This is a genomic window from Bradyrhizobium sp. (genome assembly GCF_035570375.1).
GTDB lineage: Bacteria > Pseudomonadota > Alphaproteobacteria > Rhizobiales > Xanthobacteraceae > Bradyrhizobium.
On the sequence record NZ_DATMLW010000047.1, the window covers coordinates 1 to 13,137 of the forward strand.

Sequence of the window (13,137 nt, forward strand, 5' to 3'; positions counted from 1 at the left end):
GGGAGGCATCGGCCCGACGCACGACGATATCACCGCCGACTCGGTTGCGCGCGCGTTTGGCGTCACGATTGACGAGGATCCGCGGGTCATCGCCGCGATGCTCCAGCGCTATGCGCCGGGCGATCTGACGCCGGCGCGGCGGCGTATGGCGCGCATCCCGGCGGGCGCCGCGCTCGTCGAAAACCCCATCTCCAAGGCGCCGGGCTTCCGGCTCGGCAACGTCATCGTGATGGCGGGCGTGCCCTCGATCATGCAGGCGATGATGGACATCGTGTCGCCGAAGCTCAAATCCGGCGTCCGCATGCTGTCCGATTCGGTTCGCGCCAACGCCCGGGAAGGCGATATCGGCGGCCCCTTGCGCGAGATCGCCAACACCCATCCCGACACCGTCATCGGCAGCTATCCGTTCATCGATGAGGACAACAAGCCGAACGCCCATCTGGTGGTTCGTTCGCGCGATCCCGAAAAGCTCGCCGTCGCCATGGCGGCGGTCAAGGAGATGCTGGCAAGATTGCACGCGGTCCGCTAGTGGTCTGATTCTGACATTCGCTTCCCATTGCAGCAGGCACTTTTGCGAATGTCAGAATCAAAAGACCACTAGCAAACATAGGATTCTAGTGGAGTTTAGGATTTGACATTCGCTTGACGAGCTTGCGGCCAGGTGTGTAGCGAATGTCAAATCCACTCCACTAACGCATGATCCGGAAAAGTGGGAACCGGTTTTCCGAAAAGATCATGCTCAGACAAAGAGATGAGAGCATGATGCGATTCCACTTAATCGCATCACGATCTAAAGCGCGTGATGGCATGAGCCAGACGTAACTGTTGTTTGCAGCGAGGGTGGGGATCGAATATGGCGGAGCATCCGGAACTGAGTGCGCAGGAGCGGGCCGGCAAGGCCTTTCCGGTTTCATGGGACCAGTTTCACCGGGATTGCCGGGCGTTGACCTGGCGGCTGAACGAGGTCGGACCGTTCAAGGCCGTGATCGCGATCACCCGCGGCGGCCTCGTGCCGGCGGCGATCGTCGCCCGCGAACTCGGGGTTCGCGTCATCGATACCGTGTGCATCACGAGCTACGCCCACACGGTGCAGGGCGATTTGCAGGTGCTCAAGCATGTATCGACCGATACCGCCAACCTCGGCGGCGGGACCGGCAAGGGCCTCTTGATTGTCGACGACCTCGTCGACACCGGCAAGACCGCCCGGCTCGTGCGCGACATGCTGCCGGAGGCCCATTTCGCAACCGTGTACGCCAAGCCGAAGGGACGGCCGATGGTCGACACCTTCATCACCGAGGTGTCGCAGGACACCTGGATTTTCTTTCCCTGGGATACCGCGCTGTCGTTCCAGCCGCCGATCCGCGACGGCGCGGCGTGAGGGAGCATCCCGTCATTCCGGGATGCGCGGTTAGGCGCAGACCCGGTATCCATACTCACGATGCCGGTTATGGATTCCGGGTTCGATGCTGTCGCATCGCCCCGGAATGACGTCAACAAATTATCGCACGCCATGCCCCTGCAAAACCGCGTGACGCCCACCGGTGACATCATCGCGACGGCCCATCGTGGCATGTTCACCGGCAATCGCGGTATCATTCACGACCCCACCACCAAAACCCTTTTGAAGCGGCGCTGGGCCAGCCGCGCCTGGCTCACCTGCGTCTGCGAATTCAGGGGCCGGCGGCGCGAAGTGATGGGGGGTCGAAGCTGGACCGAACTGTTTTTTCTCGATGAAGCCACCGCCTTTGCGGCGGGACATCGGCCATGCTTCTTCTGCCGCCGCGAGGACGCCAAGGCCTTTCGCGCGGCGTGGGAAAAGGGAAATCGCCTGTCTGGGCTGCGCGCCGCCGATATCGACGCCGTGCTGCACCGTGAGCGTCTTGATGGAAGTCGCAAGCGACTGCACGTCCTGCCGCTTCGCCTCCTGCAGTTGCCCGATGGCGCGATGGTGCGCTCGGGCGAGGAGAGCTTTTTGATCGCGGGCGGGCGGTTACTGCGATGGTCTGCCGCCGGTTATTCCCGGGCGCAAGGCGCGATCACGGAGGCGAAGCTCTTGACGCCGCCTTCGACCTTGCGCGCGTTTTCAGCCGGTTACCGCCCGGTGCTGCATCGAAGTGCATCTCTTATTCCCTCCCCCCTTGCGGGGGAGGGTTAGGGAGGGGGGTAGGCCGCGCGTTCGTTGCTCATGGTACGGCCCTCTCCAACTCTCCCCCACAAGGGGGGAGAGAGCTCACCCGTCGTGTTGCGAGAGAGGGAGAATCTCACCCCAGTTTCTGCCGTGCCAGTTTCGCGCCGGCGCCGAGCGCCATCAATTTCGCCTCGGCGATATCGCGGCGCATCGGCGCCATGCCGCAATTGGTCGTGGCGATGATGTTGCTCTTCGGCACGAATTTGGCGACGGCGTCGATCACATTCACGACGTCGTCTGCGGTCTCGACGGTGTCGCTGGCAACATCGATCACGCCGGCCTGAACCACCTTGCCCTTGAGAAGAGCAAGAAGTTCCAGCGGCACTTTCGAGTTGCGGCATTCGATCGCAACCTGCTGGATCGCGCTTTGATCGATGGCCGGAAAAATCTGCTCATACTGCCGCCACTCACTGCCGAGCGTCTGTTTCCAGTCCGTGTTGGCCTTGATGCCATAGCCGTAGCAAATATGGACGGCGGTGGCGCAGGTCAGCCCTTGGGCGGCGCGTTCGAGCGCCTTGATGCCCCAGTCGTTGACCTGGTCCATGTAGACGTTGAAGGCGGGCTCGTCGAACTGGATCAGGTCGACGCCGTCAGCCTGCAACGCCTTGGCTTCCTCGTTGAGCAGTTCGGCAAAGGCGAACGCCATCTTGACGCGGTCGCCGTAATACTGGTCGGCGATGGTGTCGATGATGGTCATCGGACCGGGCAGGGTGAACTTCAGCTTGCGCGTGGTGTGGGTGCGCGCGACGCGGGCCTCCTCGGCATGGACGCGGCCTTTCAGCCGCAGCGGCGCCACCACCTGCGGCACCATCGCCTTGTAGCGGTCTTTGCGGATTCCCATCTCGACCTTGTGGGCGAAATCGATCCCATCGACCTTTTCCAGAAAGCCGTGGACGAAATGCTGGCGCGCCTGCTCGCCCTCGGTGACGATGTCGATGCCGGAGTCTTCCTGCAGCTTCACCGCGAGCAGCGTGGCATCGCGCTTGGCGCGCGAAAGCTCCTCGCCCGCGGACCTCCAGGGCGCCCACAACGTGTTGGGCTCGGCCAGCCATTCGGGCTTCGGCAAGGAGCCGGCGATCGTGGTTGGAAACAGCATGTTGGACGTATCCTCGAGATTTTGTGGTTTATTCGAAGCCGTCTAATGCCATGTCCGGGGCGTCAGGTATATGGGATTTGCAGTAGTGCCCGCTTTCCATTTGAAGTTCCTAAACGAATTTGCCGCTTGCGCTGTAGGAACTTCAAATGGGCGGCACTAGTGGAATGCGACGAAAGCAGGGGGTAGGATGATGCATGCCCCTTCAGGAAAGGACCCCATGATCGACCTCTATTACGCGCCGACGCCGAACGGCTGGAAAATCTCGATCATGCTGGAGGAACTGGGGATTCCCTACAATATCATTCCCGTCAACATCCGCGCCGGCGACCAGTTCAAGCCGGAGTTTTTGGCGATCAGCCCGAACAACCGCATTCCCGCCATCGTCGACCACGCGCCACCAGACGGCGGCGGGCCGTTTTCGGTGTTCGAGACCGGCGCGATCCTGATCTATCTCGCCGACAAGACCAGGCGATTCATTCCGCACGAAATGCGCGCACGCTCGGTCGTGATCCAATGGCTGATGTGGCAGATGAGCGCGCTTGGTCCGATGCTCGGCCAGCACGGGCATTTCGCGCTTTATGCGCAGGAGAAGATTCCTTACGCGATCGAGCGCTACCGCGACGAGGCCGCGCGACTTTACCATGTGCTCGATACGCAGCTCGGCAAGACCGGCGCCTATGTCGCAGGGTGTGACTATTCGATCGCCGACATCGCCTGTTTTCCGTGGACCATGACGCACAAGGCGCAGGGTTTTACGCTTGACGATTATCCGAACGTCAAACGCTGGTATGCGGAGTTGCGCGCGCGGCCGAAATTGCAGGCGGGGCTTGCGATCGGCAAGTTCGTCAACGAGCCGTTCGACGAGGAAGCGCGGAAAAACATGTTCGGCCAGCGCGCGAAGGAGTTGGCGGAGAAAAAGTGAAATTTTCACCTCTCCCCGCCTGCGGGGAGAGGTCGATCGCAAAGCGATCGTGTGAGGGGGACTTTCTGCAGACTTCAGTTTTGGAAATTGCCCCTCACCCCAACCCTCTCCCCGCAAGCGGGGAGAGGGAGAAGGAAAGCGGCTCGCGTGGAGACAACCAAAGGAAACGCCATGATCGAATTCTTCTTCGACTGCTCCAGCCCCTGGACCTACCTCGCCTTCCACAACATCCAACCGCTGGCGAAGGAGTTCGGCGAGGAGGTTTCGTGGCGGCCTATCCTGGTGGGCGGCATTTTCAACACCGTCAATCCCAGCGTCTATGCCTCGCGGGAGACGCCGGTGCCGCTGAAGGCGCGTTACGAGTTCAAGGATCTCAACGACTGGGCGCGTTCCGCCGGGCTTGCGATCAAGACGATGCCGACGGTGTTTCCGGTGAACAGCGTGAAAGCGATGCGCGGCTGCATATTTGCAGGAAAAGATATCGTGCCGTTCGCGCGCGCCGTCTTCGAAGCCTATTGGGGCGAGGACAAGGATATTTCCAAAGACGACGTGCTGGCGGAAATCTGCAAGCGGGTCGGCATCGATCCGCAGAAATTCCTCGCCGGCATTGCCGCTCAGGCGATCAAGGATCAGCTCAAGGCCAATACCGATGAGGTGATCGCGCGCGGCGGGTTCGGCTCGCCGACCATCTTCGTCGCCAAGACCGACATGTACTTCGGCAATGACCGCCTGCCGCTGATCCGCGAAGCCTTGGCACGCGGGAAGGCGAGCGCGGCCTGATGGCGAAGGCCGTCGTCTGTCGCGAGCTTGGCCCGCCCGAATGCTTGCGTTTGGAGACTTTTGCCTCCAGGCCGCTTGAGCCGGGTCAGGTTCGCGTCGCGGTGCGCTCCGCCGGCATCAACTTTCCCGACATCTTGATGGTGCGAGGTGAATATCAGCTCAAGCCGGAACTGCCGTTCACGCCGGGCGTCGAAGCCGCAGGCGAAGTGATCGAGATCGCAGGCGGCCTCGAGGGTACAGAAGTCGGCGATCGCGTCATCGTCAAAGTGCGCCATGGCGCCTATGCCGATGAGGTGGTCGTTGCGCCGTCACAACTGACGCCATTGCCGCCAAATTTCGATCTTGCGGAAGGCGCGACATTCCTGGCCGCGCACGGCACCGCACATCACGCGCTGGTCGATCGCGGGCAGCTTCGGCCGGGTGAGGTGTTGCTCGTGCATGGCGCCGGCGGCGGCGTCGGCCTTGCAGCGGTCGAGGTCGGCAAGTTGTTGGGCGCGACCGTGATCGCGGCGGCGTCATCGGAGGAAAAGCTTGATATTGCGAAGACGAAGGGGGCCGATCATCTCGTGCTTTACGCGCGTGAGCCGTTTCGTGACGCCGTCAAGCGCGCGACCTCCGGCCGCGGCGCCGACGTGGTGTTCGATCCCGTCGGCGGCGAGGTTTTCGAGAACAGCCTGCGCTGTGTCGCCTGGGGCGCGCGCGTCCTTGTCGTCGGATTCACCGGCGGCATCGGGCTTGCCCGCACCAATCTGCTGCTGATCAAGGGCGCGAGCGTGTTAGGGGTTCGCGCCGGCGAGGCGGGACGAAGAGATCCCGCACTCGGTGCGGCGCGAACCGAGACGCTGCTAAAATGGGCGGCGGCGGGGAAGGTTCGCCCCCATGTCTCCCATCGCCTGCCGCTTGCCGACTACGCGCAAGCGATGCGGCTTCTGATCGACCGCAAGGCGATCGGTCGGGTGGCGCTGATGATGGGGGGTGAGGCGGGTAAGACCTGACTTCCGTCGTCCCGGCGAACGCCGGGATCCATACCGCGTGATCCGTCGGAGGGGCGCAGTGGCACGTTCTTCCGTTGAAATTAAAGTCGGTGGTTATGGGTCCTGGATCGCGCTCGCTCTGGACAACGCTGCGCGCGTTGCCAGGAGCTCGCTTGTCCGGGACGACGCTGCTTCACCCATACTCCCGCTCGTTCCACCACGGGAAGAAATCGGGCATGTCGGACGAGACCTTGTTCTTGAAGTTCGCCGGCCGCTTTTCCAGGAACGACATCACGCCTTCCTTCACGTCTTCCGAGCGGCCGCGGGTGTAGATGCCGCGGCTATCGACCTTGTGCGCTTCCATCGGATCGTCGGCGCCGAGCGTGCGCCACATCATCTGCCTGATCAGCGCGATTGATACCGGCGCGGTCCTGGCGGCGATCTCGCCTGCCAGCTGACGAGCGGTCGGCAGCAATTGGTCGGGCGGCACGACCTTGCTGACCAAGCGGCCGGCGAGCGCTTCCCGCGCCGGAAACACGCGGCCGGTGTAACACCACTCCAGCGCTTGCGAAATGCCGACGATGCGCGGCAGAAACCAGCTCGAGGCGGCTTCCGGCACGATGCCGCGCTGGGAGAAAACGAAACCGAAGCGCGCGTCTTCAGACGCGATGCGGATATCCATCGCAAGCTGCATGGTGACGCCGATGCCGACCGCCGGTCCGTTCACGGCCGCGATCACGGGCTTGAGGCATTTGAATATGCGCAAAGTGACTTGCCCGCCGCCGTCGCGCACGTCTGCGTCGCTGTAATCGACCCGGCCGTCGGCGAGCCGCCGGATCGCGCCGCGCCTGGCGTTACGGTCGAAGGTATCGGCGCCGGAGGAAAGATCGGCGCCGGCGCAAAACGCGCGCCCTGCGCCGGTGACGATGATGGCGCGGATGCTGGCATCTTTGTCGGCGGCGTCAAACGCCTCGATCAATTCACGCTGCATCGTGGCGTTGAAGGCGTTCAACTTCTCGGGCCGGCTCAAGGTGATGGTGAGAATTTGCTCGGCGACCTCGTATTGAATGGTTTCGTAGGGCATGGGAGCCACCTTCCAGACTTGTCATTCCGGGATGCGCCGCAAGGCGCAGACCCGGAATCCATTTCTCCAACATTACTGCGGCGCGATGGATTCTCTGATGTGCAATTGCACATCAAAGTTCACTCGTTTCACTCGCGCCCCGGAATGACGGAGTGATCGGCTACTTCGTCGGCACGCTCGGCCAGCCCCGCTGCTCGCCGCGAAGGCCTTCGAATGTCTTGGCCATGCCGAGCACGCCGATATCGTCGAAGCGGCGGCCTATGATCTGCACGCCGATCGGAAAGCCCGCCGCGTCATAACCGCCGTTGATCGAAATGGCGGGATTCTCCGCCATGTTCCACGGCACGGTGTAGCAGATGTGCTCGAACGGCCGGTCCGGATCGTTGAGCGGAGCGGCAAGCTCGGCCGCGAACTTCACCACCGGCGAAACCGGCGAGATCACATAGTCGAGATCGGCGAACAGTTTTCCGGCGGCGACGCGGATTGCCATGGTGGCATTAAAGCCGCGCACGACATCGACGCCCGAGAGTTTTGCGGCCGTTTCCGCCCACCTGACGATGTAAGGCAGCGCCTTGGCGCGCTCAGCCGGCGAAAGCTGCGAAAGATCGTCCCACAGCCGCGCTCGCCAGAAATTGTCGAGCCCGTCGAGCATCTGGCGGGTGAGGATGCCATTGACTTTGGAGACGACGGCACCCTCGACCTCGAACGCCCTGGCCGCATTGGTCACGACCTCGCGGACTTCTTTCTCGAGCGCCTGGCCGACGCCGAGATCGAGCATCAGGCCGATTCGCAGTTTTCGCGGCGACTTGTCCAGCGCCTTCCAGTTGAGGTTGTCCGGCGGCAAGCTCATGCCATCGCGACGGTCTGGTTTTGCCATCACGCTCATCATCAGCGCGGCGTCGTCGACGGTGCGGGTCATCGGCCCGACGACGCGGCCGACATAGGGCGGATCGACGGGAACGCGCCCAAGGCTCGGCTTGAGCGCGACGATGCCGCACCAGCACGCCGGCAGCCGCACCGAGCCGCCAATATCGGTGCCGAGATGCAGTGGGCCGTAACCCGCGGCACACGCAGCACCCGCACCCGCGCTCGACCCGCCCGGGTTTTTGCCGAGATCCCAGGGATTTCTGGTGAGGGGGTGGAAGCTCGAAAGGCCGGACGAGAGCATTCCGTAGTCGGGCATGGTGGTCTTGGAGAAAATCACGGCGCCGGCTTCGCGCAAGCGCGCGGCGGGCGGCGAATCCACCTCGGACGGCACAAGTTGGGTGGTCGCCGCTCCGAGCAGAACCGGCACGCCTTTGGTCGCGATGTTGTCCTTGATGGTGACGGGTACGCCGTCCAGCGCACCGATCGGCTCGCCCTTTTGCCAGCGTGCAGTCGATTGCCTTGCGACGGCGCGCGCGCCATCGGGGTCGAACGCGTACAACGCCTTGATGTGGGGTTCCCAGAGCGCGACGTGGGCCAGCACGTCCTCCAGCACTTCCGACGGCGAAAACTGCTTCGCGCGAAAGCCCGCGATCAGATCGAGGGCAGATAGGTCGTGCAAGGCCGACACACTATTGTTGGGCGACTTACGCATGGTGACCTGCCGCCAGGCGGGTTTCAATGATGCGGGCGAAGATGCTGGCGCCCACGGGGAGGATCTTGTCGTCGAGCGTGAAGGCAGGATTATGCACGGGCACCGAGCCGTCATGGCCGAGCCAGAAATAGGCGCCGGGCACGGCCTGCAGCATGTCGGCAAAATCCTCGCTGCCCATCTTGGGCTGCGCGCGGGTCTTGACGTTGGCGGGGCCGACAACCGCCTGGGCTGCTTCCGCGACCACCCGGGAGTGTTCCTCCTGGTTCACCAGCACTCTGAAAATGTCGCGGATGTCGACGTCGATCTCCACCTGGAAGGCGGCCGCCATGCCCGCACAGATCGCGCGCATCCGTTCGCGCATCAGCGCGCGAACCTCGTCGGAGAAAGCGCGCATCGTGCCGGCAAGTTTTGCGTCGCCCGGAATCACGTTGTAGGCCGAACCGGCATGGATCTGCGTGATCGAGACCACCGCCGCCTCGGTTGGGATAACATTGCGGCTGACGATCGATTGCAGCGCCTGCACAAGGGCCATCGCGATCACGATGGGATCCTTGGAGCGTTCCGGCATCGCGCCATGGGCGCCGTAGCCGTTGATGGTGATGTCGAAGAAATCGGCGCCCGCCATCGCCGGACCCGGCAGGATCGCAAGCTCGCCATGATTGAGGTCGGGCGCGTTGTGTAGCCCATAGATTTCGTCGCAGGGGAATTTTTCGAACAACCCGTCCTTGATCATCGCGCGCGCGCCGCCAAGGCCTTCCTCGGCCGGCTGGAAGATAAAATGCACGGTGCCGTCGAAATTGCGGGTCTCGGCGAGGTAGCGCGCGGTGCCAAGCAGGATGGTGGTATGGCCATCATGGCCGCAGCCATGGAAGCGGCCGGGAATGGTCGAGCGCCATTTCAGATTGGTGTTTTCGTCCATCGGCAGCGCGTCCATATCGGCGCGCAGCCCGACGCGCCTGGTGCCATTACCCTTGCCCTTGAGCACGCCGACGACGCCAGTGCCGCCAAGTCCGCGATGAACCTCGATGCCCCATTGCGCTAGCTTTTCGGCGACGATGCCGGAGGTGCGCACTTCCTCGAATCCGATCTCGGGATGGGCATGCAGGTCCCTGCGGATGGCGCTGAGTTCGTCGGCGAAGGCGTCGATACGGTCGATATTGGGCATTTCATTTTTATCCGATTGCAGGAGAAGAAGAGCGTGACGTATTTGGAATAAAGGCGGGCCCGCCCGGCTTGAGACGAATGCCTGTGCGGAGTTTGGTCCAGGGTAGGCGTGCGGGGTCGGCCGGCATTGCGCCGGGCGCGGCGCAAATCAGGATTTTTTCCGCGATCGGTTCGAAATCGGCGCGAAAATGCACCGAACTCTTGTTGACCAGGATCGCCTGCTGAGTCGGCTCGATGCCGACATAGCGAAACATCGATTGATCCGCCAGCTGCGCCTTGTGCGAACTCACGACCACGCGCACCTCGCCGGTCCGCAAACACGCCGATGGTCCCATGTCCATGTCGCGGCCGCCAAAGTAGGGGCCAGGGGCGATGAATTTTCCGTCCGACAGTTTCTCGACGACGAATGTCTCCTCGTAAGGAGAATCGCCCCTGATTCCGGATTTGCCGCCAAGCGCGAGTTTGACGGTCGCGCCGCGACCGGCCGCATGCGCGGCCTTGGCAGAGGCCGGATCGCAGATCACGCCGATCGCGGCCCGCGCCGCCCTGTTGCGAACCAGCGCGCGCAACATGCCGGTGGTGTCGGAATCGCCGCCCGCGCCCGGGTTATCCTGGGTGTCGGCGATGATGATTGGTTTGCTGGCGGTCTTGGCAAGCTCGATCGCAAGTCGCACGCCTTCGTCGGGCGTATAGATCCGGCCGTCGAAATCGCTCTCGTGGCCTTCGATGATCGCGGCGAGTTGGTCGGCGGCCACGTCGGCGTCGGCCTGCGCTCGGCCATAGGCGAAGACGCTGGGCCCGCAATGGGCAAAGTCTGCGGCCGGAAAGCCCGGGCAGAAAGACAGCGTCGGCACCGCCTCGCTCTGCATCGCCGCCAGCTTTTGGTAGATGCTGCTGGCAGGTTGATCGTTGGTGCATTGCCAACTGATTGGAATCAGGAATGGCAATTGCCGGAACGCCCTGGCGAAGCGCTGCCTGCTCGCAAGCAACAGCGCAAGATGACGCGCGGCGGCGCGGCCCGTCTCCGCCATATCGACGTGCGGATAGGTACGGTAGGCAATGAGCGCATCGGCGTGGCGTACCATCTCGGGCGTGACATTGGCGTGCAGGTCGAGGCTTGCCACCAGCGGAACATCCGCTCCGATCAGGCGCCGCACGCGGGCGAGGATCTCGCCTTCGCCATCGTCGAGATGCTCGCTCACCATGGCGCCGTGGAGATCGAGATAGACCGCATCGAGTGGGCCGGCATTTGCAAGACCATCGACGATGATGGCGGCGATGCGCTCATAGGCCTCTCGAGCAACATGCGCACATGGGCTTGCTGCTGCAAAGATGGTCGGCGCCAGTTCCCAGCCCCGCGCCTCGGCTTCGCCGATGAACCCGGCGAGCCCGACATTGATATCGCGCAGCTTGAGCACGTCGGCTCCTTGCGCCATCGAAGGCCAGCCGCCGCCGCGCACGAAATCCGCATAGATCGCTTTCGTCGGCGCGAAGGTATTGGTCTCGTGCAAAAAGCCGCCAATGGCGATACGGGGCATGGGTATTTCTCAGAAGGGTTTATCGCCGTCATTCCGGGGCGCCCGAAGGGCGAACCCGGAATCTCGAGATTCCGGGTCTGGCGCTGCGCGCCAGCCCGGAATGACTTGTGTAGAGCCTTCCCGACTAATCTCAAAGTACCCGAGCCGCTTCATTTGCCGCCGGCCGGAAATTGGCAAAATCCCACCCCCGACCGGGCGCGGCGTCAAGCAGGGCGCGGGTATAGGGTGTTTGCGGATTTGTCAGAACTTGCGCCGCCGGGCCCTGTTCGACGATGCGGCCCTGCTGCATTACGGCGACGTCGTCGCAGATTTGTGCGGCGACCCGCAAATCGTGGGTGATGAACAGAAGCGCTACTCCGAGCCGGCTCTGGATTTCATGGAGCAGTTCCAGCACCTGCGCCTGCACCGAGACGTCGAGCGCGGAAACCGCTTCATCCGCCACCAGCACATCGGATCGAGCGCGAGCGCGCGGGCGATGGCGATGCGCTGACGCTGGCCGCCGGAGAACTGGTGAGGATAGCGGGAAATCGAATCCGGTGGCAGATCGACCAGTTCGAGCAGTTCCTGCGCCTTCGCCAGCGCTTCCGCACGCGGAACGCCGTAGTTGATCGGTCCTTCGGCGATGGTCTCGCCGACGGTGACGCGCGGATTGAGCGAGCGATACGGGTCCTGAAACACGATCTGGATCTTCTTGCGGTGAGGCTGCAACAAGCGGCGCGAGAGGCCGGAGATTTCGCACCCCCCGAGCCGAATGCCGCCGGAGGTCGGGTCGATCAGGCGGACGATGCAGCGCGCCACCGTCGATTTGCCGGAGCCGCTTTCGCCGACAATGCCGAGCGTACGACCCTTGCGCAGCGCCAGCGTGACATTCTCGGCCGCCGCCACCTCGCGAATGCGACCGAAGAAGGAACGTTCGCGATAGACCTTGCCCAGTGCGTGCGCTTGCAGCACCACGGGCTCGTCTGATTCCGCCCGCGCCGCGCGTGGCACCAGGCTCGGCACCGCCGCAAGAAGGTTACGTGTATATTCCATCGCCGGCCTGCGCAGGACGGCGGCAAGCGGCCCGGTCTCGACCAGTTGCCCTGCGCGCATGACCGCGACGCGGTCGGCGATTTCGGCGACCACGCCCATGTCGTGGGTGATGAAGAGCACGGCGGTGCCGTGGTCGCGCTGCAGATCGCGGATCAGGGTCAGGATCTGCTTTTGCGTGGTGACGTCGAGCGCCGTCGTCGGCTCGTCTGCGATCAGGAGTTTTGGCTCCAGCACGAGCGCCATCGCGATCATGATACGCTGGCGCTGGCCTCCGGAGAGGCGGTGCGGATAGGAGGCAAAGATTCGCTCGATCTCGGGCAGCCGCACCTGTTCCATCATGGCGAGGATGCGTGCCTTGCGGGCGCGGGCGTCGAGATCGGTGTGGGCGCGAAGCACCTCGTCGATCTGGCGTCCGACTGGCACAACCGGATTGAGCGCCGTCATTGGCTCCTGGAAGATCATCGCCATGGTAGTGGCGCGCAACTGCCGCAGACGACGGTCGGAGGCGGTCAACAGCTCTTCGCCGACGAGCCTGACGCTGCCGTCTGTCGGCCGCAACGCAGCCTTTGGCAGCAGCCCCATCACGCTCAAGGCCGTCACCGATTTGCCGGAGCCGCTTTCGCCGACGAGGCAAAGCGTTTCGCGCTCGCTGACTTGCAGCGAAACACCGTCGATGATGCGTTCACCTGATGCGCTTTTGCCTTTGCCGAGGCGGACGACGAGGCCGTTGATATCGAGAATGGGGGTGGTCATTTCTCCGCCTCGTCATTCCGGAGCGAT

General features: G+C 63.2%; 11 protein-coding genes and 1 pseudogene. 6 read left to right on the top strand and 6 right to left on the bottom strand.

From position 1 onward, the window contains the following. The 3 genes from VNX23_RS05510 to VNX23_RS05520 form a co-directional block, all read left to right on the top strand. On the top strand, positions 1-529 hold a 529-nt coding region (locus VNX23_RS05510; RefSeq protein ID WP_325628175.1), incomplete at its 5' end, for a competence/damage-inducible protein A. Positions 530-853: 324 nt separating this feature from the next. Beyond that, positions 854-1,378 carry a xanthine phosphoribosyltransferase gene (gene gpt / locus VNX23_RS05515; protein WP_325628176.1) on the top strand — a complete coding sequence of 175 codons (525 nt, stop codon included), beginning with the start codon at positions 854-856 and terminating at the stop codon, positions 1,376-1,378. Positions 1,379-1,510: 132 nt separating this feature from the next. After that, entirely contained in the window at positions 1,511-2,155 is a 645-nt protein-coding gene (locus tag VNX23_RS05520) for a hypothetical protein (protein WP_325628177.1), read from the top strand. A 106-nt stretch (positions 2,156-2,261) separates the two neighbouring features. Here VNX23_RS05520 and VNX23_RS05525 read toward each other — a convergent pair whose 3' ends face one another. Further along, the gene (locus VNX23_RS05525) at positions 2,262-3,284 is read right to left on the bottom strand and encodes a methionine synthase (protein ID WP_325628178.1); all 1,023 of its coding nucleotides are present in this window, start codon (positions 3,282-3,284) and stop codon (positions 2,262-2,264) included. A 217-nt stretch (positions 3,285-3,501) separates the two neighbouring features. On the opposite strand from VNX23_RS05525, the gene VNX23_RS05530 reads away from it, so the two are divergent. The 3 genes from VNX23_RS05530 (at position 3,502) to VNX23_RS05540 (ending at position 5,981) form a co-directional block, all read left to right on the top strand. Further along, entirely contained in the window at positions 3,502-4,206 is a 705-nt protein-coding gene (locus tag VNX23_RS05530) for a glutathione binding-like protein (RefSeq protein ID WP_325628179.1), read from the top strand. A 171-nt stretch (positions 4,207-4,377) separates the two neighbouring features. Next, entirely contained in the window at positions 4,378-4,986 is a 609-nt protein-coding gene (locus VNX23_RS05535; RefSeq protein WP_325628180.1) for a 2-hydroxychromene-2-carboxylate isomerase, read from the top strand. Further along, positions 4,986-5,981 carry an NADPH:quinone oxidoreductase family protein gene (locus VNX23_RS05540; protein ID WP_325628181.1) on the top strand — a complete coding sequence of 332 codons (996 nt, stop codon included), beginning with the start codon at positions 4,986-4,988 and terminating at the stop codon, positions 5,979-5,981. Before VNX23_RS05535 ends, VNX23_RS05540 begins: the two co-directional genes overlap by 1 nt. A 172-nt stretch (positions 5,982-6,153) precedes the next feature. Here VNX23_RS05540 and VNX23_RS05545 read toward each other — a convergent pair whose 3' ends face one another. The 5 genes and pseudogenes from VNX23_RS05545 to VNX23_RS05565 all read right to left on the bottom strand — a co-directional run bounded on the left by VNX23_RS05545 (position 6,154) and on the right by VNX23_RS05565 (position 13,110). Beyond that, positions 6,154-7,044 (bottom strand): crotonase/enoyl-CoA hydratase family protein, encoded by an 891-nt coding sequence (locus VNX23_RS05545; RefSeq protein WP_325628182.1) that lies wholly within the window; start codon positions 7,042-7,044, stop codon positions 6,154-6,156. Positions 7,045-7,204: 160 nt separating this feature from the next. Then, positions 7,205-8,623 carry an amidase gene (locus VNX23_RS05550; protein ID WP_325628183.1) on the bottom strand — a complete coding sequence of 473 codons (1,419 nt, stop codon included), beginning with the start codon at positions 8,621-8,623 and terminating at the stop codon, positions 7,205-7,207. Beyond that, positions 8,616-9,788, bottom strand: a complete 1,173-nt coding sequence (locus tag VNX23_RS05555; RefSeq protein ID WP_325628184.1) for a M20 aminoacylase family protein — start codon at positions 9,786-9,788, stop codon at positions 8,616-8,618. Before VNX23_RS05555 ends, VNX23_RS05550 begins: the two co-directional genes overlap by 8 nt. A 7-nt stretch (positions 9,789-9,795) precedes the next feature. Continuing rightward, on the bottom strand, positions 9,796-11,325 hold the full coding sequence (locus VNX23_RS05560) for a M81 family metallopeptidase (RefSeq protein ID WP_325628185.1): 1,530 nt from the start codon (positions 11,323-11,325) through the stop codon (positions 9,796-9,798). 130 nt (positions 11,326-11,455) lie between these two features. Continuing rightward, positions 11,456-13,110: pseudogene (locus tag VNX23_RS05565) on the bottom strand (ABC transporter ATP-binding protein). Positions 13,111-13,137 lie beyond the last annotated feature (27 nt).

Coding starts and splice junctions, on each gene's coding strand:
- gpt (WP_325628176.1), top strand. CDS start 854: ATGGCGGAGCATCCGGAACTGAGTGCGCAGGAGCGGGCCGGCAAGGCC.
- VNX23_RS05520 (WP_325628177.1), top strand. CDS start 1,511: ATGCCCCTGCAAAACCGCGTGACGCCCACCGGTGACATCATCGCGACG.
- VNX23_RS05525 (WP_325628178.1), bottom strand. CDS start 3,284: ATGCTGTTTCCAACCACGATCGCCGGCTCCTTGCCGAAGCCCGAATGG.
- VNX23_RS05530 (WP_325628179.1), top strand. CDS start 3,502: ATGATCGACCTCTATTACGCGCCGACGCCGAACGGCTGGAAAATCTCG.
- VNX23_RS05535 (WP_325628180.1), top strand. CDS start 4,378: ATGATCGAATTCTTCTTCGACTGCTCCAGCCCCTGGACCTACCTCGCC.
- VNX23_RS05540 (WP_325628181.1), top strand. CDS start 4,986: ATGGCGAAGGCCGTCGTCTGTCGCGAGCTTGGCCCGCCCGAATGCTTG.
- VNX23_RS05545 (WP_325628182.1), bottom strand. CDS start 7,044: ATGCCCTACGAAACCATTCAATACGAGGTCGCCGAGCAAATTCTCACC.
- VNX23_RS05550 (WP_325628183.1), bottom strand. CDS start 8,623: ATGCGTAAGTCGCCCAACAATAGTGTGTCGGCCTTGCACGACCTATCT.
- VNX23_RS05555 (WP_325628184.1), bottom strand. CDS start 9,788: ATGCCCAATATCGACCGTATCGACGCCTTCGCCGACGAACTCAGCGCC.
- VNX23_RS05560 (WP_325628185.1), bottom strand. CDS start 11,325: ATGCCCCGTATCGCCATTGGCGGCTTTTTGCACGAGACCAATACCTTC.